The sequence below is a fragment of the Pseudoalteromonas sp. CNC9-20 genome, from assembly GCF_022347875.1.
Classification (GTDB): domain Bacteria; phylum Pseudomonadota; class Gammaproteobacteria; order Enterobacterales; family Alteromonadaceae; genus Pseudoalteromonas; species Pseudoalteromonas ruthenica.
The window spans coordinates 597,822-618,677 of record NZ_JAKRFS010000002.1; the positions used below are offsets into that span (position 1 = coordinate 597,822).

Annotated in this window: 17 protein-coding genes; 7 read left to right on the forward strand and 10 right to left on the reverse strand. The window is 46.9% G+C overall.

Translation table 11 applies throughout. From position 1 onward, the window contains the following. Positions 1-93: 93 nt before the first annotated feature. Complete coding sequence (locus tag MHM89_RS06340; RefSeq protein ID WP_239408391.1) at positions 94-3,102, reverse strand: TonB-dependent receptor; 3,009 nt, start codon at positions 3,100-3,102, stop codon at positions 94-96. A 162-nt stretch (positions 3,103-3,264) separates the two neighbouring features. Continuing rightward, the gene (locus MHM89_RS06345) at positions 3,265-4,152 is read right to left on the reverse strand and encodes a LysR family transcriptional regulator (RefSeq protein ID WP_022945812.1); all 888 of its coding nucleotides are present in this window, start codon (positions 4,150-4,152) and stop codon (positions 3,265-3,267) included. A 97-nt stretch (positions 4,153-4,249) separates the two neighbouring features. Between MHM89_RS06345 and MHM89_RS06350 the strand changes: the two genes are divergently transcribed. The 5 genes from MHM89_RS06350 to MHM89_RS06370 all read left to right on the forward strand — a co-directional run bounded on the left by MHM89_RS06350 (position 4,250) and on the right by MHM89_RS06370 (position 10,931). Further along, positions 4,250-5,818 (forward strand): NADH-quinone oxidoreductase subunit L, encoded by a 1,569-nt coding sequence (locus tag MHM89_RS06350; RefSeq protein WP_239408392.1) that lies wholly within the window; start codon positions 4,250-4,252, stop codon positions 5,816-5,818. Next, positions 5,818-8,223, forward strand: a complete 2,406-nt coding sequence (locus MHM89_RS06355; protein ID WP_239408393.1) for a DUF2309 domain-containing protein — start codon at positions 5,818-5,820, stop codon at positions 8,221-8,223. The genes MHM89_RS06350 and MHM89_RS06355 overlap by 1 nt, the downstream gene beginning before the upstream one ends. Positions 8,224-8,647: 424 nt before the next feature. Beyond that, positions 8,648-9,565 (forward strand): hypothetical protein, encoded by a 918-nt coding sequence (locus tag MHM89_RS06360; RefSeq protein ID WP_138590010.1) that lies wholly within the window; start codon positions 8,648-8,650, stop codon positions 9,563-9,565. Further along, complete coding sequence (locus MHM89_RS06365) at positions 9,562-10,179, forward strand: hypothetical protein (protein WP_138590012.1); 618 nt, start codon at positions 9,562-9,564, stop codon at positions 10,177-10,179. The genes MHM89_RS06360 and MHM89_RS06365 overlap by 4 nt, the downstream gene beginning before the upstream one ends. 296 nt (positions 10,180-10,475) lie before the next feature. Beyond that, the gene (locus tag MHM89_RS06370) at positions 10,476-10,931 is read left to right on the forward strand and encodes an energy transducer TonB (protein ID WP_239408394.1); all 456 of its coding nucleotides are present in this window, start codon (positions 10,476-10,478) and stop codon (positions 10,929-10,931) included. A 308-nt stretch (positions 10,932-11,239) separates the two neighbouring features. On the opposite strand, the gene MHM89_RS06375 is transcribed toward MHM89_RS06370, so the two are convergent. Continuing rightward, a complete protein-coding gene (locus MHM89_RS06375; RefSeq protein ID WP_239408395.1) occupies positions 11,240-11,698 on the reverse strand; it encodes a lysozyme inhibitor LprI family protein in 459 nt (152 codons plus the stop codon). A gap of 269 nt (positions 11,699-11,967) precedes the next feature. Here MHM89_RS06375 and MHM89_RS06380 point away from each other — a divergent pair, with 269 nt between their 5' ends. Further along, positions 11,968-14,157, forward strand: coding sequence for a DUF5916 domain-containing protein (locus MHM89_RS06380; RefSeq protein ID WP_239408396.1), 2,190 nt, complete (start codon positions 11,968-11,970; stop codon positions 14,155-14,157). A 43-nt stretch (positions 14,158-14,200) separates the two neighbouring features. Here the strand turns inward: MHM89_RS06380 and MHM89_RS06385 are convergent, their stop codons facing one another. Continuing rightward, positions 14,201-16,264, reverse strand: coding sequence for a winged helix-turn-helix domain-containing protein (locus MHM89_RS06385; protein ID WP_239408397.1), 2,064 nt, complete (start codon positions 16,262-16,264; stop codon positions 14,201-14,203). 346 nt (positions 16,265-16,610) lie between these two features. Then, positions 16,611-17,018 (reverse strand): hypothetical protein, encoded by a 408-nt coding sequence (locus tag MHM89_RS06390; RefSeq protein WP_239408398.1) that lies wholly within the window; start codon positions 17,016-17,018, stop codon positions 16,611-16,613. Positions 17,019-17,249: 231 nt separating this feature from the next. Here MHM89_RS06390 and MHM89_RS06395 point away from each other — a divergent pair, with 231 nt between their 5' ends. Continuing rightward, positions 17,250-17,723 carry a hypothetical protein gene (locus tag MHM89_RS06395; protein ID WP_022945803.1) on the forward strand — a complete coding sequence of 158 codons (474 nt, stop codon included), beginning with the start codon at positions 17,250-17,252 and terminating at the stop codon, positions 17,721-17,723. Between the two features lie 36 nt (positions 17,724-17,759). Here the strand turns inward: MHM89_RS06395 and MHM89_RS06400 are convergent, their stop codons facing one another. The 5 genes from MHM89_RS06400 to MHM89_RS06420 are packed head-to-tail and all read right to left on the reverse strand — an operon-like array spanning position 17,760 to position 20,716. After that, complete coding sequence (locus MHM89_RS06400) at positions 17,760-18,263, reverse strand: ASCH domain-containing protein (RefSeq protein WP_239408399.1); 504 nt, start codon at positions 18,261-18,263, stop codon at positions 17,760-17,762. A gap of 9 nt (positions 18,264-18,272) precedes the next feature. Then, a complete protein-coding gene (locus MHM89_RS06405) occupies positions 18,273-18,743 on the reverse strand; it encodes an OsmC family protein (RefSeq protein ID WP_151173985.1) in 471 nt (156 codons plus the stop codon). Positions 18,744-18,757: 14 nt separating this feature from the next. Beyond that, positions 18,758-19,168: an RDD family protein gene (locus tag MHM89_RS06410; RefSeq protein ID WP_235418683.1), complete on the reverse strand. Its 411-nt coding sequence runs from the start codon at positions 19,166-19,168 to the stop codon at positions 18,758-18,760. Positions 19,169-19,193: 25 nt separating this feature from the next. Beyond that, positions 19,194-20,024, reverse strand: a complete 831-nt coding sequence (locus MHM89_RS06415; RefSeq protein WP_239384783.1) for an alpha/beta fold hydrolase — start codon at positions 20,022-20,024, stop codon at positions 19,194-19,196. 26 nt (positions 20,025-20,050) lie between these two features. Continuing rightward, positions 20,051-20,716: a GntR family transcriptional regulator gene (locus MHM89_RS06420; RefSeq protein ID WP_045978931.1), complete on the reverse strand. Its 666-nt coding sequence runs from the start codon at positions 20,714-20,716 to the stop codon at positions 20,051-20,053. Positions 20,717-20,856 lie beyond the last annotated feature (140 nt).

The window sequence follows — 20,856 nt, forward strand, 5'->3', positions numbered from 1 at the left end:
GCTAAGGCGCACATATCGCACCTTAGTCGTTAACGAAAAATGCCGAGCACCTAAGGTGCCCGGCGGGGTTGCGTCATAACGCAGTTCAGGGAATTAAAAACGAATACGCGCCACCAATGAGGCGTAACGCGCCGCTGGACGCCAGGTTGTCATGCCATAATCTGGGTTCAGCTCGAGGCCATTGGCACCATATTGCGTGCGCTCTTCGTTAATGGCGATGGCGGTATCATCGTTCAGCACGTTATACACGGTACCCTTAAGCATCAGCTCTTGACCAAATAGCTCGCCGTAGTAGCTTAACGACATATCTATTTGTGTACTCCAGGGCAAGTTGCCTTTGCTGCCACGCGGTGCTGGCTCACCGTTTTCATCATAATGCGAGGCATGATCGTAGTAGCGGCTGATACACGCATCCCAGGGGTTGCCTGGGGCACAGCTATCAACGCCCTCAGGGTGCACACTGAAATAGCTTTTCGGGCGACCTGATATGCCCCGGGCAACCAAGCCAAAGGTTAAATTGTCGGTAATATCATACGTTCCCGAGAGCTTAATTGCGTGGCGGTGATCATTCGGCAGGTTGCCATAACCATGGTCCATTAAATCGCCATAGTCATAGGAGGTTGTCCAACCGGGGTCGGCTTGATCGTTGTCGGTTTTCACCAAGCCTTCGGTGTTGCCCCAGCTATGCGACCAGGTGTAAGAAGCGTCAATGCGCAGCTGCTCGGTGATGGCGCCATCCAAAGTGAACTCAAAAGCCAGATACTTGCGCTCAGCCTTTGGCAATGCCAGCTCTTGGGCACTTAAGGTCACTTCATCAACTTGTCCATCCCCGTCGAAGTCATAGCTCATTTGCACACTCTCGCCGGGGTTATTGAGCACATAATAGGAGCCTTGACCGACATTATCGGCAATACCTAATTCAGCCAGCTTTTTCGCCAGCACCGGCCCTACATCTGTGTCCTCGACACTGCGCCCAAGCTTGCGATAAATGGCACGTGCCCCAAAGGTCATGTCGCTGAACACTTCTTGTTGGTAGCCAACAGTCCACTCATCGGAATACATGGGTTTAAGATTACTGGATGCAATCAGCCCCGGCTCAGTGATCCCGCGTTGACGCCAGCGTCTGTCGCGTAGCATCGCGCCCCGACTAGGAGAGCCATCCGCAAGTAAGATAGGTTCGCCTGAACCATTGAGCTCGTCGAGCTCAAAATATTCAAACCATTCCACCGATGCCGAACCTTGGGTAATATTCATATTCGCCGACACGGGCTGAAAATAACGCCCATACGTGGCATAGACCTTGGCACTGCCATCGCCCCATAAGTCATATATGGCTTGCAGGCGCGGCGCTATCTGGTTGTCAATATCAACATAGGCGCGCCCGTCACTGACGGTGTTTTCAAATTGGCTATAGCGCAAGCCCAAATTCAGCACCAGCTGCTCGCTGACCTGCCATGAGTCGTTAATGTAAAACGCCAACGCACTGGTATCGGAATCAACGGCCCGGGTGCGTACTCGTCGCTCAATGTAATCTTCACCAGCGGCGGCACCGGAAATATCATTGTCTGCGGCGGTGGCAATGGTCCACCAGCCCATAGCATCACCTTCGCCATTTTGTCCGGAGAAGTAATCCACCTCGACCTGAGTGTAATCAACGCCAAACTGCAGCGCATGGGCGGCTAAGTCCCAGTTAAAATCTAGCCGCAGTTGGTCTCGGGTATATTCCTCTGCCGAGACATTGGAATTGGTGTGCTCGGAAAGCGTAATAAACCCATCGCGTTCGTCCCAAACTCCCGGGTTCGTTGAAGCAACTACATTTTCAACATTCTCGGTAACGCGCCCGGCTACCGCCGACACAGAAAAATAATCACTGAGGTAGCCATTGTACGACAGGCTATACATGTTGCCGCCGTCCTCACCGGGTGCCGTCACTCCCTGCTGATCGCCAATGCGGTCTTGCTGCCAGTTGTAGCCGTAGGTGTCCGTTTCCCATTCGCGCTTGTTGTTCATCGCTGAAAAGCCAACGGCGTGGTCTTCGTTAATAAACCAATCTAACTTGCTGAACCAGCGGTCTTCATCGCGGGAGAAATCACTAAAGGTTGTTTGCCCTGCGCCCTCTGAGCTTTCGCGGCGCGGATTAAACAAAGCATAGGCAAATAAGGTGTCCTCAATCAGGGCGCCACTGGCCCATACTTGCAGCTCACTGAAGTCGTAGGCACTGCGCTGAGTATTGGTGCTGATGGTGCCATTACTTTGGTAAATTGAGTCATGCTGGGAGCGCAGACTATCCCCCTCCCAGCGCACCTCGGCGCCAGCGCTAAAGTCATTGTCACCGGATTTAGACACTGCATTGACAATCCCCCCCATTGCGCCGCCAAATTCAGGGTTGATCCCTCCGGTTTTGACCTGGGTTTGCGAAATAGCCTCCCAAGGCAGGCGAATAGAGCCGAGCCCAGTGCGAATACTGGTTACATTCAACCCATTAAAGTAATAGCCATTTTCCGCAGAAGATGCGCCGCCAAAGCTAGAAGCGCCATTAAAACTACTGCCACCAGCAGCGGCGGTGCCCGGTGCCAGTAAAGCGATACTTTCAAAACCACTTTGCACGGGCATAACCTTGATTTCCTCATCGGAGAAAGTTAACCCAGAAGTCGATGAACCTAAATCGACACGGCGAATGGCAGCACCGGTAACAGCAATGCGCTCCATGGGCTGCGCACCGGCCTGTAGCATTTGCGCGTCTAAGATGATGGATTGACCAATGCTTACTTTCACACCTTGCTCAATGACGTTTTGATAACCCTCTTTGCTTACGGTGACGTTGTAAGTGCCCACCGGCACGTTCCGCAAAATGTACTCGCCATCGGCGTCGGTGCGGACTTCATAAGTTAACCCCTTGCTGATATGCACTAAAGTGATGGTGGCACGGGTAATATCTTCACCGGCGCTGCTGACTATGGTGCCTTTAACGATACTGCTGCCATCCACCGCCATTGCCGGCGTAGCGCTGGCTACTGCAAGGGCCAAGGTACTAACTTGAAAAAGACGATTTAACGATGCCTGCATGCCCTTGCGGGAGCGGCGCTTTGATGCTGTTGCCATGGTTTTATCCTGTTTGATGTTGTTGTTTTATTGCTCAAGGCGAACACACCATATCGCTTTTACATATTGTATACAATATTAAATATACACAAAATACTTATATACTTAGTCAATTCTCTTATGAGTGAGAGATCATCGCGGTTATAGCGGCGGTCGGGGTCGTTAGGGGATCACCGCAACCTGCTCAAATAGCTGAGCGAGGGCATCGGGCATAAATTTGCGCTGTGCTGTGATGGCGTAAAAGTGCTCGTAAGCATCTGGCAGGCTTTGATACTGACACAATATGCCTTGCTCTATTTCATCTTTTACCACCACCGGTGGTAGCACCGCCAGCGCACCGCTGTCCCGTGCCAATAGCCGAAGCATCGCCATATCATTTGCTTGTGCTTTAATATCGGGTTTGTACTGCCAGCGCGCGCACAAGGCGTTAAAAGAGTCACGAATTTCTGAGTTTTCGCTCGGCACCACCCACTGCACCTGCTCGTACCCCAAGGGAAAATCACTGTCTATTTTAGTGCTCGGCGGCCCGACTATCGCCAAGGCTTGACGGGATAGCAACCGGCTCTGCCAGAGATCGTCTTGATGGTTTGGGCTGATAGCACGATTGGTTAGCACCACATCCAGTTCATGATCAATCAAGCCATTGAGCAATCCCTCCATGCGCCGCGCAGTCAAAGAAAAGCTCACATCTTGATGATTCAGTAGTGGGGTAATAAAGCCCTCGATAAAGTTCCGCGATAAGGTATTAAGCACACCAATCGACAAATGCTGTTTCTCTTGCTGTACTCCTTTTAATAAAAACGACGAGAGCTCTTCACCTTTATTAAATATATCATCGGCATAGGCCAATACCCGCTTACCCATATCGGTTAACACAAGGTTGCGACCTTGGCGAGCGAACAACTTAATTGCCATTGATTGTTCGAGCTGCTTAATTTGTACCGATAACGCTGATTGCGATACATGCAACTCCTGCGCTGCTTGGGTTAGGTTTCCCAAACGAGCGACACGCCAGAAGTAATACAGGTGATGATAGTTGAGTCGATTCATTATACTTATATAAAACAGAACGGTTCGTTAAATTATATATATTTTTTTTACTTTTGCATCTTTGCCATACTAGCTGCACTCAACCAAGGAGCCATCGATGAGTGACATGTTAATTTCTGTTTTACTGGCCTTTATTCCTGTGAGCTTGGCGCTAAGTTCTTGGTATATAGGGACGCAGAAGCGTGCCAACAATGGCAACGGAGCGTTTCGCCTTATCTCTCTACTTGGCTTTATATTCGCCGCCACAGCGGTGCTTTACAGCCAATTTGATGCCACTCCCCTTAGCGTATTAACACTGTCCCCAGCGCGCTTAATCGTCCTTGGCCTAATCCTTTTCATGAGTTTGATATTAATAAAGTTTTGCCGCAATTACATGGCCGGAGAGCAGCGAATCAACTTATTTTGGCGACGCTTAATCGCTACCTTAAGTGCGGTCTCCTTAGTGGTAATTAGTAACCACCTTGTGCTGTTTTGGCTGGGCTGGGTAGCCATTAGCCTCGCCCTCCACAGATTGCTGATGTTCTATCCTGACAGACCGCGTGCGGTGATGGCTGCCCATAAAAAGTTTATTGTGGCACGCTGCGCAGAAACCTCGCTGTTAGTGGCCTTTGCTCTGCTTTATTGGCATCACGATAGCTTTTTAATCAATGAAATTACCGCTTCTTATGTTAACAACACGGTGCCATTGACACTTACCGAACACTGCGCCGGGTTTTTTATTGCCCTAGCGGCCTTGATTAAGTGTGCACAGCTACCCATTCATGGTTGGCTGATGCAAGTAGTTGAAGCTCCGACCCCGGTTAGCGCGCTTTTACACGCTGGGGTTATCAACTTAGGCGGCTTTTTGTTAATCATCTTCGCGCCCCTATTTATGCAAGCCACCGTGGGACAATGGTTAGTGCTTATCGTTGCCGGACTCACCACAGTGATCAGCGCCCTTGTGATGACCACTCGGGTAAGCGTGAAAGTACGTTTGGCGTGGTCCACTAGTGCGCAGATGGGGTTAATGCTGGTTGAATGCGCATTAGGGCTGTTTGAGCTCGCCCTGCTGCACCTTGTGACCCACTCAGCCTACAAAGCACACGCATTTTTAAATTCAGGCAGCGCCGTGCAAGAAGATATCGCTCGGCGGCTGTCACCAGGGCGCTCACCCAATGGCAAAGACTGGCTTGCCAGTGGCGTGTTCTCCTGCATTGCCGTAGCTTTGGTATACCATTTTAGCGGTTACTACGGCGCCATCAGTGTATGGGCCTTGGTTGCACTCGCCTTGAGTGTGCTTATTGCTACTCGTCGTGGGCTTATCACCAACGGCCACTTTGTCACCATGGCGCTATTAGCTCTTGCTCTGGCCAGCTGTTATGCAGCCCTTAAATCGCTGTTTGCGGTTGCTGTGCCCGCAAGTAACTGGCGAGAGGCCCCCTTGAGTGCTGCCGACCTGTGGACCTTATTACTGATTGTCAGCCTGATGTGTTGCAGTTATGTTTTACGCTATCAAAACCATAAACCTAGAGTGCAAGCACTCTCGGCTATCTTGTTCGCAGGTTTGTACTTAGATGAATGGCTGACTCGACTCACTCTGAGAATATGGCCTACGCGCTTGCCTACCCGGCAAAATGCTAAAACTGCCTCACACTCGTCCGCCAGTTCAGCTAAGGAGAACTTTTAATGAGCGCTCAGCAACCCTCGCCTTCACCGCTATTTAGCTTGAGCAGCACGCAGCAACAAGCTATTACTCAAGCGTGCCAATACATAGCGCCGAACTGGCCGTTAGATCAGATGATAGCGGTTAATCCGTTTTGGGAAATGCGCGGCCTTGCCATTGAAGATGTGGCTGCCCGGCTGGCAACCTTGGCCAATGTCGACTTGCTCATGCCTCGCGCGTATTATCGCCAGCGCTGGGCCGATGGCGACATCACCGATGCGCATTTGGCCATGGCCAACAGTCAACTAGGCTATGACTTCACCCCCGAGCAACTACACAGTGCTTTGGAAATCGCGCTGCCACAACAGCATTGGCACAATATCGCCGATTTACTAGACGCCCACCGCCCGGCCCACAAAATGGCGTGGCGGGATGAAATAATCCATCAGATCAGTCAGTTTTGCGCCGCCCATTACCAGAAATTAAGGCCAATGCTGTACCGTGACGATGTCTCGTCAATGCCAGACTTATACCAACACTGGCTCAGTGTTATTCGTGCTGACAAAGGCATCAGTATCGTCATGGATGAAGCTGGTTTGCATGAATATTTTCAGCAACTACCGGAAACGGCTGATGAGCTATTATCGCAAAGCCTGCGCTTATTAGAGCTTGATGATGACATGCTTGAGCCCTATGCCCATGCCTTATTGCTCGATATGAACGGCTGGGCCTCATGGGTGGCCTACATTCGCTGGCAAGGCCGGCTCTATCAACAACCGCAAGACGACATGCTACAACTGCTGGCGATCCGCATGGCTTGGGATGTGGTCATTTGGCGCTATTTAAAAGCGCAACACACTAGCACATTCGCGGTGTTACATGAGCAATGGCAATGTGAAAAACAGCACCTTCCTGAGCGAACACAAGCGTTTAAAGCAGCGCAAAAACCTTTGTGGGTGTGGGCCAAAGCGTTAGAGGTCAATTATCAGCAAAACTTGCATGCCACACTCAAAGCAGCAGAGCCTGCTCCCCCTAGCGAAAGTGCGCTACAGGCTGTGTTTTGTATTGATGTGCGCTCAGAAGTGATGCGCCGTGCCTTAGAGGCACAAAGTGAGCACATTCATACCTTTGGTTTTGCTGGCTTTTTTGGCTTGCCGCTAGAGTATCAACCGGCGGACAGCGCGCTCAAACGCCCACAACTTCCGGGGCTGCTTAAACCTGTTATCAAAGTAAGTGAAGCGCAGGCGCCTAAAGGTGCAAAACGCAAACGCCACTTCAGTGCTCATTGGCAAGGCTGGTCAAAGGCGGCGCCGTCGTCATTTTCGATGGTGGAATCCGCAGGCTGGATGTACGCCCTGAAAATGCTGAAAAACTCATTTAAACGAGCCAAAAAAGCCGCACACAATGAGCACATTGAGTGGCAACTGCATAAGGACGACCATAACCTAAGCTTAGCGCAGCAAGCTGAGTTCGCCTACGGCGTACTCAAAGCCATGGGCATACAACGGTATGCGCCCAAGGTGTTATTAGTGGGTCACGGCAGCCACACCACTAATAACCTTCACGCTGCCGGCCTTGAGTGCGGCGCCTGTGGCGGACAAAGTGGCGAGGTGAATGTGCGTGTGTTAGCGCAATTATTGAATGACGAAAAAGTACGTGAACAGGTGGCAAGCAAAGGAATCACTATTCCTAGCGTTACCGAGTTTGTTGCCGCGCTGCATAACACCACCACCGACCATATTCAGATTTTTGATAGCGAGTTGGACAAGCAAAGCCGTCAGTGGCTCAATAACGCCACAAATACAGCTCAGCGCGAACGGTTGGTCAATATTGCCCCTGAGCTTAAAGAGCACAGCGATAAAGACATCGACAAAGCCTATTTAAACCGCGCCGGCGACTGGTCGCAAGTGCGCCCGGAATGGGGGCTGGCAAATAATGCCGCCTTTATCGTCGCACCGCGTAGCTGGACACGCAATGCAAACCTGCAAGGGCGTAGCTTTTTGCACGACTACCACTGGCAACATGATGAAGCCTTTCGCACTTTAGAGCTTATTATGACCGCGCCAATGATAGTAACTAATTGGATCAACAGCCAATATACCGCATCGGTCACCGATAACTACAAATACGGGAGCGGTAATAAGGTATTGCACAATGCGGTAGGCGGTAACATAGGTATCTTTGAGGGCAACGGCGGCGACTTACGTATTGGCCTGGCGATGCAGTCTATCCATGATGGCGAGCGCTGGATGCACGAGCCACTGCGTTTGAGCGTGTACATTGCCGCGCCACGAAAGCCTATTGAGTCTATTTATGCGCGCCACGAGAGCGTTAAAAGCCTGGTTGATAACCGTTGGCTCAACTTAATGCGCTGGGATGACGATGGCCAGATTGAACGCTTTTGTGACGGCGCGTGGCAAACCTGCTAAGTATACACGCTGTTGTGCCATAAGTGCATAACAGCCAAAAGCAAGAATAGCTGCGCTACTTGGCTTTTCGGAGTCGCTCAGTGGTGATGCGCACCAGCATGTAAATTTGGAATAAGTGAAGTTGTCCACTAAGGTCAAAATGAGACTCATTATGCAGGGCAATTTTTGGCTCGAATAAGTAGAAAGTCAGGCTAAAGCACTGAAAATATTAAAGTTACTATTTTACATACCGTGCCATTGTTAGGCTCGGATATCTCAATGCTCGTTTCCCACAACCCTATTCTATTTAGACATTACCAATCTACTCTGGTAACTTTATGAATTTATGGAAAAATATTAAGTGTGCAACTAAGTGTTTATTATTTAAGTTTCTGGCTTAACCCGAAATGCACGCTAATGCACTGTTAGATTTCAGGAGAAACAATTGGAATCCATCTTAAATAAGAAGCACTACCGAAATATATTTTACGGATTCGTAAGTCTACTTTTCGCAATTTCAGTGATTCTCAGGCATTTGGTTTTACCGCAGTTTGATAACTCACTTGAGGCAAGCTTTATAAGATTCTTTGCCACAATACTGGATGGGTTTTCCATATCGCTTCTTGTTTCAGTTCTAATCGGGGGCTTTGTGTTTTGGGTAACTCCTGATATCGTCAAAAAATCTGTTATGGATGTAATTGACCCAAAAGAGATTGGGCCCCTTTTAAAGAAAGCCACTTCAGATTCTAGAACATGGACATATAAGGGTGCGTGTGGTCGATATACACGAGCGACGACACTTCCAACGATGGCAAAATCTGCAAGACAGGAAGGGATTGGTAGGGATATAAGGATCACCCTTCTGGACCCCAGCAATGATTTACTGTGTGAAGAATACGCTACGTATAGGAGGAGTCTAAAATCTGCAAAAAATGGCAGCAGATGGACAAAAAGTAAAGTTAAAGAAGAAGTTATAGCGACCGTAATATCTGCTCTCCGGTATAAGCATGAAGAACCATTATTAAGAATAGAAATTCACTTAATCAATCATTTCTCCGCCTTTAGATTTGATATATCTGACCGATACGTAATCGTAACAAAAGAAGACAGTGAGGCTGCTGGGCTTAAGGCGGACAAATCTACATATTTTTATGATTCATATGTGGATGATTCAAGGCTTAGTGAGCGCCAGTCTAAAGGTGTTTCGTACAACAAAAAGATACCACTAGATGGAGATTTGACATCAGGCAACATCAAAGGCCTTATAGTTGATATAGGATTTATGGCAGAGAGCGACCTCCATGATCTAGACATGGATCGCGTTGTACAAAGCATTAACTCACCAGAAGATCCTTATTCATGAACTTTAGTAACCTCTCGAATTCCGGATGGAATAACGCTCTAAAAAATAATGAAATCTGTCCATATGAATTAATAGAAGTACTGCTTGATAATAAGCATGAATTCTTATGGCATCCACTTGGCTTTGTAATGTGTAGAGTGGCTAGGTGGGGGAATTTAAGTCTGCGAGTCCATATCTGGCCAAGTCATAAAGGCTATCAACAAACTCCAGTCTTACTGATTCATGATCACCTTTTTCATCTTAAAAGCTGGGTTGTTTCGGGTGAAGTTGAAAACAAAGAATATGCGATAGAGCATCACGGAAAAGATCATGCAATTTACGAGGCTAGCTATAATGGTGATAAGTCAATACTTGAAAAAACTAATACATATTGCTCAAAGAGACTGACTAAAAAGTCAATTTATCGTGCGGGCTCCTCTTACGAAGTGAGTTCGGGAGTATTTCACCAGTCCGAGTCGTTATCTAATAGAACTACTCTGACTGTATGCGAAACACTTGATGAAATAGCTAGGCCGCCCAGAGTGTTGGGATGTGCCGAAGGACTGTTCTCTTATACTTACCATCGAGAGCAAGCTACCAAAGATGAGATATGCGAGTTAGCAAAAAAAATCTAACAAATCAAAGCACTCGGACGCAGCAAAACTGCGCCGGTGTTTTAGGCGTTAGGTAAAGGACTTACCCAAACTGCCAGACATCTAGCTAGTGAATTTATATGATCGAAAATCAAGAGGTTGAGCGCTAATTGACAGTAATAAGGTAACTCATTTTCCCGCACATCAGTGGTGAAGTTTTATCCAGTAAGCTTTTTAAAAAAAGCACAAAATGCTATTGACTTTACTCCTTCGTCGCTTATTCTGGCCAATCAAATTTTTTATTATTAACAGGACGTTAGTGCCATAAGGACTTAGCAATGAGAAAAACAGTTACATTATCAATTTTTAGCTTTTTTTTGATATCATGTGTCTCAACGACTCCCCCCAATTCTCCTAAAGAGCAAATTCAGTATATTGATTTGACCTCAGACGATAAAAAGGAATTAGTTAATGAGTATTGGGTAGTAGAAAAAAGACAAGACCCCAAATACCCAGTTGATGCTGCTAAGGAAGGTCTATCTGGCTGCGTAGAGCTTGTTGTAGGCATCAAGGAAAACGGGAAAGCGGGAGGTTATAAAGTCAAAAAGTCATACCCTGAAGGGGTATTTGACAAGCATGCAGCAGCAGCATTAAATAATTGGCAGTGGTCAGCTTCAGATAAAAATACTGATAAAGCGCCAGTACTAACTACAATCAAGTTGGACTTTATGGTTAGTAATTCTAAAAATAAAGCTGAAGCAGAGAAGCAATGTGGATTCTCGCATAAGCAATAAACTTAACCATCTTCTAAGATAAAATACAGTTGGCTTTGCTTCTTCGTAGCTTATATTAGCCAACTATATTTTCATCATTAACAGGACGTTATTTTTCAGGAGAATATGCACGATGTAAGCTCCTTTTGGCAGAAGAGTATTAAGCTTGTGGAGAGTATTGGCTTACGATTCGCGCACTTGGGGAGCCGGAAAATGGCTTTACCGAACAGTTATTGCTACGCTCGGCTTTTATCGCCCTACTCTCCTCACCCCTTATTATTCAGTGCTCGCAAGTATCTAAAATATCATCTGCTTTACAGTACCTGTGCTCAGAAGTTCTTTGTGTAATGCAACAATTGAAAAATACGGTCTCTAACTATACTTGCCCGATAACCACCACGAGAAATCGCTGCGGAGCTACCAAAACTTTTACGGTTCCAAGTATTCTTAATAAACTCAAATTCCGCATCACGATACTTTACCCAGTTCAACTGCGCAGCCATCAACTCTGAACGTCTATTATCTGGTAATTTGGACGTCATTTCTTGCGCAGCTTTCTCAAGCTCTTCATTCAAAAAGTTCAAGTAATGGTTATAGGCAACAAGATAGTCACTTGTACTATTTTTAGGGTTTTCAATCGCTAACAAATAGCTAGCCTCGCGTTTTACAAATTCTCCAATTAAGTCTGGTGCATCCGGATTATCGATTGCATGTGCCTTTACACCCCCCATAAACAGCCAAAATGCCAGAACAAATTTATAAACTATTCCTTTTTTGGTTTTTATCACTTTGCATAAACTCCTTTACTGTAGCTTTACCATTGTGCCTATCTTGTGCTTCTCAAGCCACGGTTAACTTCCCTTGATATTGATACTCGGCTTTTAAAGCAATCTCTACTTTTTATAAAGCTTTCTGATAAAAATTATTTATATTCAGCCTGTTAGGCATTGCTTTATCACCTTTAATCACAACTTTGTCACTCAATTTCTCGTCTTTATCACTTTTATTTGCGCTCATTCGCGCATCATCCAATGGTGTTTTACAACGAGAAGAAAAGATGAAAGATGCTCTAACCATTCAACGCTACTTTGTTAAGTTACTCATGTTATTTATTTGCTTACTAGGCACGCCAGTACAGGCAAAGTGGCAACAATTCACCCAAACCGATACGCCCATTCCCAACTTAAAAAATAAACCCAAAATCGATGGCAAATTCGCTCCAGGTGAGTGGCGAGATGCAAAACGCATAGAGGACTTTGTCGTTTTTCGCCCAAATATAGGCGAGCGCCCCGATTATCCGGTACAAGCTTATATCAGCTACGATAGCGAGTTCTTTTACGTAGCGGCGAAGATCAGCCAGCCTGAGCAAACTCTCACCGACAGGGTGCTCACTCAAGGTGAGTACATGTGGCATGAAGATTACTTCGGTTTGGTGTTAGATACCAACTTCGATAAATCTGATGCCTATCTTTTTCATGTCACCCCCTCCGGTGTAAAAGAAGACGGCCTAGTCGATGGCACCCGCTATATTGGCGAGTGGAAGACCCTTTGGTATGCCAAAACCAGCATTGAGGCACAAAGTTGGTATGTGGAAATTGCTATTCCCATGCAGTCCATCTCATTTGAAAAAGATGCCGAAAACTGGGGGCTACAGCTTCGCCATAGGGTTGCGAGTCCGAACACTCAGGTGTACTGGAACCTCAACAACCCCAGCAATTATGCCTGGCATACCAATCAGTTGGCGCCAATTAGCGGTTTAATGGGCTTAAAGCAAGGGCTTGGAATTGAAGCAAAGCCGAGCTTGGCCTATAAACGTAACCAAAGTGAGAGCAACTTAGCGCCATCGTTGGACCTACTCTATAAACTGACCCCAAGTCTCTCGGGAATGTTAACCCTCAACACCGATTTTTCCGGCACAGAAGTGGACGAAGTGCCGCTTAATACCACGCGCTTTAGCCAGTATTTTACTGAAAAGCGCGATTTTTTCTTGCAGGATAGTCAGATCTTTCGCTTTGGCGGTATGGATGATAACTACGCGAACGGCATGGCGTTTTACTCCCGGCGCATCGGACAAGGTAAAGAGTCGAACTTACTGGATATCAACTGGGGGACCAAGCTCACAGGGCAAATCGGCGACACTCGTTTAGGGATATTAAGCGTCAATCAAGATAGCGATACTTCGCGAGCACAACAAACGCAACTAAGTGTGGCGCGATTAACTCATCAAGTTGCCCCTGCGCATCAGCTTGGCGCCATTTTAACTCATGGTAGCCCAGATGATTCGGGGGATAGAACCCTAGTAGGTGCCGATTACCGCTACCAAAGTACGCTGTTTAATGACTATCCTCTAGTCGCCCATGCCTTCTACCAGCAAGCGGAGCTAGCAGATGAAGTGCAGCCTAACGATGCTGATAAAGCATCATATGGTGCCTCGCTGAGGCTGCTAAACGACGCTTTTTATTTACGCGGGCGCTTTCAATATATAGGTAAAGACTTTAACCCTGCTTTGGGGTTTGTGAATCGCAGAGATTTACGCTACTACGAGAGCGTGAGTCATTATCGGATACGGCCGAAATCGGGTTGGTTAGCTCAGCATATTAATTATTATCAGTTCACTGGTTTTTATTATCTAAGGGAGAACACTGAGGGGCATCGCCAAGGGCAAAGCATATTTATAAGGCCGCTTCAGGTTGAAACCAAAGGTGATAACTTCTTTTTCCTCAGTCACAACCGCTATCAAAAAATACTCGAGCGACCATTTAACTTTACCGATAAATTGACCTTCACAGCCGGAGAGTATAACTACAGCCACAATGAGCTCTATTTTAGAACAGCGAACAGTAAACCTTTTTACGTCACCGCCAGACTCGCAAAAGGGATGTTTTACGATGCCGACTTTGAACGACTCAGCACCACCCTTAATTACCGCCCGAATAGACATTTGTATTTGGAACTGAGCCGCGATATGTATTACTACGATACCGACACCGCCGCTGATAAGCTCTTCAACACTCAATTACGCGTGAATATCGCCTTTAACACTGAATGGTCGTGGAATAACCTGCTGCAGCATAACACCCAAGCTGACAGTTTTTCAGTTTTCAGTCGAGTGCGTTATGAGCCGTCGCCAGACGCCGTGTACTTGCTTAGCCTTAACCGGGGCTACGATTTGCAGCAGGGCTGGCACCAACGGGAGCAAGTGTTTGACGAAACTGCTATAAAAATGGCCTACACCTACAGATGGTAGCGCCACGAAGCTAACAGCTCCCCCCTTTTTAAGCCATAACCTGTTATTGCGCGTGTGTTGTATACAGATCACTGCTAAACGCACGCGTACCACCATAGACAATTTGCCCATTTTCAACATCAAAGCCATAGTAAGCATTAAGCGGTTGCTGAGTTAACAGCTGCAAAGAGGCTGAATTTATCTTGTAGGAGGAGAGCTGCGCCTCTTTATAGTTATTTAAATACAACACCCCGTTATCAATAATGGCATTTGAATAGCTTGCCACTTCTCCTATCGGCTCAGCCTCGGGCAGCCGGCCATCAAGAATCTCGGAAAAGGAAAAACGATACAACTCATTGCTTTGATTTATGAGGTAAGCAAATTGTGGCTCGCTGTTATCGACGAGAATGCGTACCCAAGGAGCGTCTAGTTCAGCCAATAACTGCATCTGTCGGTTGTAGATCCTCACTCGGCGCTGGTGCTGATTCTTCACCGTTAAAGAAAACAACGTCGGGTTAAGCCAAGACAGTGCAAAGCCATAGCCATCTATGTGTGCTCGTTTGGCTATACCGTGCTCTACAATATCCACCAGCCAGAGCTGACGATTATCATGATTAACTACGGCCAGCCTATCGTCTGGTGAAACCGCCAGCTCATTTAATACCATATGCTCGGACATAGGCACTATTTGCTGTGCTCTTTGTCCTGGGGCCTGAAAATAAATATGGTCGCTGCCAGCACGATTGGAAACAAAGTAAATACCGGGTTGAGTATGAGCGAATGCCGGCAATCGCTCATTGCCATTACTGTTGTCCAGCTTAAATCCAGGGTTTTGCCAGCGAATATCTATGTTTTTATCGTAGGTTGAGTAGATGTAATCTTTCTCATTGGGGTGGCGCGCCAGCGCGCAACATAGTCTATCGCCTAAACTGGCGATTACCTGAGACTCACCGCTTTGAATATTCAGCATTTGTAGTTGTGCGGGTTTTGATGCGGAAACATAAATAAGCTGATGCTGCGCATGGCCCCAAATAGCTTGATTCAACTGCTGCGCAACATCAATCAAAGGCTCTGCCGCCCCAGTAGCAAGGTCAACCTGGTAAAGTCGACTTTGCCCTTCACTATTATTGGCAACCAATAACAAATTTTTGGCTCCGGGCTTTAAATCAAGATCAACTAACTGCCATTGCTCGGGCAACTCAACTGCCACCGGCTCAAGGCCTTGGTTAAGATTGATTCGATAGAGCCTATTTCTATGTTCATGGTTGCGAGCATGACCAAGCAGCCAAACCGACTCGGTTTGTGTATCAAAAGTGTATCGGTGCGATATTAAGCTCTCGCAATCAAGTACTTGTGCACTTGGTGCAGTCAGCGCTGCACTTTCAAGACTAAACGGCACCTTGAACCAGCCGCATTGGTCTTGGTAGTAGCCTTTAACGATCAGTGCGTTGGCGGTTTGAGCAATAAGGGAGTCAAAGTAATAATCTTTACTATCAATAACCGCACCAACATCGTCATTGTTGTTGTCCAAGCGCTTGTGCCATAACTCATTACCATTGGCATAGGTATTATTGATAAAGGTTACAGTGTTCCCTTTTGGCGCCACCACTAGGCTTCTTTTAGCCCCGTCAACGCGGGTTAGTACGGTATTTTCACCGTAATTTAGGCCGCCGTTCTCGCCATTTTGCCAAAGTAACAACAATACAACCACCGCACAAATTAGTACGGGCAACGCTGCTTTAACGGCAAGGTTGCGGCTTTTGGGCTGGGTGTTGGTGTTAATTTCATCCACATGCCCGTTTGTGTTGAGACTATCTTGAGTGCGTACAGTGGCAATAAAGCGGTAGCCCTGCTTTGGCACAGTTTGAATATAACGCGGCGATTTAGGATCATCGGCCAATGTTTTTCGCAAGCTGGCAACAAGCTTATTAATAGCGTTGTCGGTGACTATCACCCCTTGCCAGATGGCTTGTTGCAATTCGTCTCGGCTAATAATTCTATTTGGGTTGGCAAGAAAAAACCGCAACAGCGCAACCATTCTTGGGTCTAAGGAAACGGAATATTCTTGGTTCTTTAATTCATGGGTGCTGGTATCAAACCGATACTCGCCAAAGAAAATACATTCCATTGATGGCTCGAATTGTTCTTTTTATTGCTCCCTAGTCTATAAGGAAGGCGGTTCAATGCAAGCTTAGGTTGTAACAAAATCCTCGGTGTAATCACGCGCTTAGGTTTCAGCACTGAGAATCACGCTTTGGCCTAAAATAAGCGTGGTTACAAGCTTTAATCAGCATTGCGGCAAGGCTTTTGCTCATGGCAGTAGGGAGTTATATTGGTTCTTTAAAGTAATTAAGCCCTAGCTTATTGCGATTCTTGATTTGGTAAGTAGATAATTGGACAGGCATAAGAGTAATTAAAATTTTAATCCGCTTTCGGTAACAATGAGCGAAAGTCTATAAATCCATTTAACTATTCTATTTTTCCATACACTGGGGTAAATCACCAACGGAGATAGGTAGCCCAGCAATACAATTAAACTTTCCCTTTGCGGAGTCGAACGCAAAGGAGAGCCCATTATCTACCCATTCAAAATCTTCAAACCAACTCCCCCCTGATCTATCGTGATTGATATTTACAACCTCGTTGCTTGGTACCCTAACTGAACACACCTTATTGCTACTTGTTAAACCAGCGTGGAGGCCGCCTTCATAGTTTTCAATGATAAAACAGGGTTCGTACTCTGAGTTAAAACTAATTACCCTAAAAGTTCCCTTTCCTTGCACCCAATGAGTTGAAACAAAGTTAATACTTTTTGGGATAACGCCTGACTCTTCAGCACACAATGAAAACGAAAAAGGAATAATTAACAATAAAAATCTCACACCACCTCCACTTAAAAAAGCACCTTTAAATATGCATTAAACTAAATTTAAAATAACCGCCCTTAACAACCAAATCCATCTTAAACCTTACCAATATTCATATTTATCGATGATTTTAAGCATTGCTTGCCCTATACATTAATATATTGGAAACTATGAAAAAGACATGTGTTGCGCGAACGGGACCCAGCCATTAGGCTGCCACTGCCCCCAATTACAAGGAAGGTATCAATGTTAGAACAGATAACCCAATGGATAGAGCATACCAACAATGAGTTTACACCGCAGAGGCAGAGTTGTTATCAGTTAATGGATAACTTTGCTGATTTTTATCCTACGGCCTTTCTACATAATGCCTATTTTGTTGTCGTCGATACCCTTCCTAAGCCCGACTTCCCAGAGCTTCGCCAACTTGGGCTTGGCACTTTTATCGATATGGATGCCGCTGGTATCACTTATAACAACACCTATTACTTGCAGCCTCATGTGGCAAAAAACCTCCGTGTTCATTTTCACGAGTTAGTGCATGTTGCCCAATGGCAGCACCTTGGTATGGCGCAATTTATTGCTCGCTATATGCAGGAAATTCAAAGTGTCGGGTATATGGATGCGCCATTAGAAAAAATGGCCTACGCCTTAGATAATCACTTTAGCCTAGATGGTGCCCCTTTCGATGTGCCGCGCTATGTAGCCCAGCATCTGTAGTGCGACGACGCAGAGCACACATCGGTAAGTGAAACGCTAGCTTTTTAATAGCACCTCAAAGCTCGTAAAGACGATGGGCATAGAGGGAGTAAACACCTTCTCACTGCCTGCGAATACCCGCTGGTAGTAGTCTTGGTGTTCGCGGCGCCAATACGCCAATGATCCATCGCCTTCGCCTTCTAAAGCAGCGTGAGCCTCAGTTACGGCGGAAAAGCTAAGCACCTCCACCGCACATATGCGGATCACGCACTGTGCGTGCCCCTGCCAATTGGTGACAATATGAATATCTCCAACTTGTGGTAGCGGCTCTGCGGCAGCTTCTAACTCCCACAAACTCGGAGCTGTGGCTTGTTTTCTTCCTTGTAATACCCACCGCGCGCAGGCATTGGCGTCGTGTTCATTATCGCAGAAATGCCAAACACCTTGCAGCCGAGCCTGCGCTCGCGGCTCACCCACAAGCGTATCCAGGTAGCGCAGCCATAGTTCTGTGACCGATGAGTGGGCGTGCTCAGCAACTTCGGTATTCGCTCTTTCGCTCATCACAGCTCACTAGGTTAGCGTGCCCACAACCCGCACCTCTGTAAGAATGGAATTGGCAATAAAACATTGGCTATGGGCCTTTTCATGTAGGGCATCTAGCTGCTGCTGTGAGGGAGTCGTGTGGTCGGCAAATTTAACCTCTGGAAACAGGGTTATTTCCGTCATTGCCAATTTACCAGCTTGGTTTTTTGCCATCACGCCTTGGGCATGATCATGATAAGCACTGATCTCCAACCCTGCTTTGCTCGCTAAAGCTAAAAACCACAGCATATGGCAGCTGGATACCGAAGCAACGAAGGCCTCTTCGGGGTCCACGTATTCACTGACCGAGTAGGGTATGGGCACCACTTGCGGTGACGACGAGGCCATAACCTCAATTCCGCCATCAAATTGCCAACGATGGCCTCGGCTATACGTGTTATCTAAAAAGCTCTCACCCTGAGGGAGAGACCATATCACCTTAGCTGTGTATTTTGACATGACTGCCCCTATTACTAATTATGTTCGCCAGTACGTTTAATAACTCGTGTTTTCGCTAACATATCATGCAAGCCTTGGTTCTTTTTTGAAATAAACAGGGGCAGTAGTAGCACTATATTAAACGAAACTAACATACAAAAGAGTATCGACCTCAAAAACAACTGCCATATTGACGCCTTTTCTTCGCTAAGCTCGTCAACAATAACCAGCTTAAATATGCGCTTGCCAAGGTTAATGTTGAGCGCCCAATAGACAAAAAAGCCAACTGGTACACAAACAAACATCACCAGCTCGACAGCTGGCGGCTCTTTTATAGTGTTGGTAAACAACAAGAGCTCGAGCAGGCCAACAAGGGCTGCTACTACGAACGCTGCATCAATAAAAAATGCCGGTATTCTCAGTGCGGCGGTTTTATTGTCTTTCATTATCACTTTCCTTAGTGTGTCATTATTATTTTGTCCGTACCCGCTTTATCAGAGTTTGTATATGCTCCACTACCCACTGCGGCTGCTCATGGTGTATAAAGTGGTAACTTTTATCGGTCAGTATCGCCTCTCCTTGTGGGAAGGCTTGAGCCCACTGGCTATGCAAGTCGCCCCACATAGCTCGGCCTTGATCAGTAAATAAAAGCAGTGAAGGCTCTTCATAGGTTTTCACCGAGGCAATAACGGTTACTGGAATATCGGGTATGTCTGGGTAGTCTGGCAATGGCCGCTTGGACCAAAAATCTAAATACTGATTAGACATGCCATTTTTCATATCATCGCGCTTAACTTGCGCGATTTGCCGCTCAGCGGTGGCCAAGTCAATTTGTCGCATAATATCAACGTCATGCTCGGAGGCCGGATCAATAAGCATCAGTGCCGCTATTTTATCGGGGTAACGCGCAGCGAAGGTGCGCGCGATGTACGCACCATAGGAGTGCGCGATATAAACCACCGGCTCAGTAATAGCTAATGCTTGCAGCAGAGCCAGCGCTTCTTGAGCATACTGCTCTGAGCTATAGTGTTTTTTTACCGCACTGGAGCCGCCATTACCGACGCGAGAGTAGCGGATCACGCGGGCATGCTCGGCTAACGCGTAAAAGATAGGTTGCCAATCATCCAACCCGGCAGAGCCGCCAGCTTCAAGTAGCAAGGTAACATCGCCGCTCCCTGCGATTTCATATTCAACGTCATATGCACCAATTTTCACTGTGGGGTAGTCGCGCGAACCGGCATAAAGTTGAGCGCTGGTGCAAATAAGTAGCAAGCCCAGCAAGCAGTGAGTGAATCGTTTCATTGTTTCTTCCTTGAGCAGATGGCTTGTTAATCCTGTGCTTCCATGGTTAATAACAGCTCTTTAATATCGTCTTTAGCGCCGCTGATGTGGCGATATAAAAACGCACAGGCATCGTCTACGCGTTGCGCGCGGCACAGTTTAAGTAACTCACGATGCTCCTCCGGTGCAGTATCTAACCCCCCGGCAAGAAGAATATGCATGCGCACGTAACGCTCTGAATTTTTGCTAAATTGCTCAACTAATTCACGGGTTTGCGGGCGCTGCGCACGGCTATATAATTTGGCGTGAAATGCGCTGTTAAGGTGCCCAGTTGCGGCTTGCGTATCCCCTGCTGCCATCGCCGCTTCTAAATCTTGCAATAGCACCTCGGCTTCGCTGAAATCAGCATCGGTGAGCTTAGTTAGAGAATGACGCAGTAGCTCGGCTTCTAACAGTGCCCGTAAGTCAAAAATTTCATCCACCTGAGATGCACTCACCTCGGTTACCGTTGCTCCTTTGTGGGCCTCAAAGTTCACTAACCCTTCAGATTCAAGCTGCAGTAGAGCCTCTCGCACGGGAATACGGCTAACATTGAGCTCTTGTGCCAACGCCGCTTGGCGCAGTGGCGCACCTGATTTTAGCTCGCCAAGTAAGATTTTTTCGCGAATTGCTTCAGCAACTAGTTGGGTACGGGTTTTATGCTCAATTGCCATATAAGAGTGTTGGTAGGTGGTCCATGGAATACAGTATACCACCCTGTATTTATCTTGCGAGTGCTATCTATGTACCTGTTTTACAATTAGAAAAATGCGGACAACAGAGGGAGTGTTGGCCGCATTGGGGGACACTTAAA

Coding starts and splice junctions, on each gene's coding strand:
- MHM89_RS06420 (WP_045978931.1), bottom strand. CDS start 20,716: ATGGCAATTGAGCATAAAACCCGTACCCAACTAGTTGCTGAAGCAATT.
- MHM89_RS06345 (WP_022945812.1), bottom strand. CDS start 4,152: ATGAATCGACTCAACTATCATCACCTGTATTACTTCTGGCGTGTCGCT.
- MHM89_RS06405 (WP_151173985.1), bottom strand. CDS start 18,743: ATGTCAAAATACACAGCTAAGGTGATATGGTCTCTCCCTCAGGGTGAG.
- MHM89_RS06350 (WP_239408392.1), top strand. CDS start 4,250: ATGAGTGACATGTTAATTTCTGTTTTACTGGCCTTTATTCCTGTGAGC.
- MHM89_RS06365 (WP_138590012.1), top strand. CDS start 9,562: ATGAACTTTAGTAACCTCTCGAATTCCGGATGGAATAACGCTCTAAAA.
- MHM89_RS06355 (WP_239408393.1), top strand. CDS start 5,818: ATGAGCGCTCAGCAACCCTCGCCTTCACCGCTATTTAGCTTGAGCAGC.
- MHM89_RS06410 (WP_235418683.1), bottom strand. CDS start 19,168: ATGAAAGACAATAAAACCGCCGCACTGAGAATACCGGCATTTTTTATT.
- MHM89_RS06385 (WP_239408397.1), bottom strand. CDS start 16,264: ATGGAATGTATTTTCTTTGGCGAGTATCGGTTTGATACCAGCACCCAT.
- MHM89_RS06415 (WP_239384783.1), bottom strand. CDS start 20,024: ATGAAACGATTCACTCACTGCTTGCTGGGCTTGCTACTTATTTGCACC.
- MHM89_RS06380 (WP_239408396.1), top strand. CDS start 11,968: ATGAAAGATGCTCTAACCATTCAACGCTACTTTGTTAAGTTACTCATG.
- MHM89_RS06395 (WP_022945803.1), top strand. CDS start 17,250: ATGTTAGAACAGATAACCCAATGGATAGAGCATACCAACAATGAGTTT.
- MHM89_RS06340 (WP_239408391.1), bottom strand. CDS start 3,102: ATGGCAACAGCATCAAAGCGCCGCTCCCGCAAGGGCATGCAGGCATCG.
- MHM89_RS06400 (WP_239408399.1), bottom strand. CDS start 18,263: ATGAGCGAAAGAGCGAATACCGAAGTTGCTGAGCACGCCCACTCATCG.
- MHM89_RS06370 (WP_239408394.1), top strand. CDS start 10,476: ATGAGAAAAACAGTTACATTATCAATTTTTAGCTTTTTTTTGATATCA.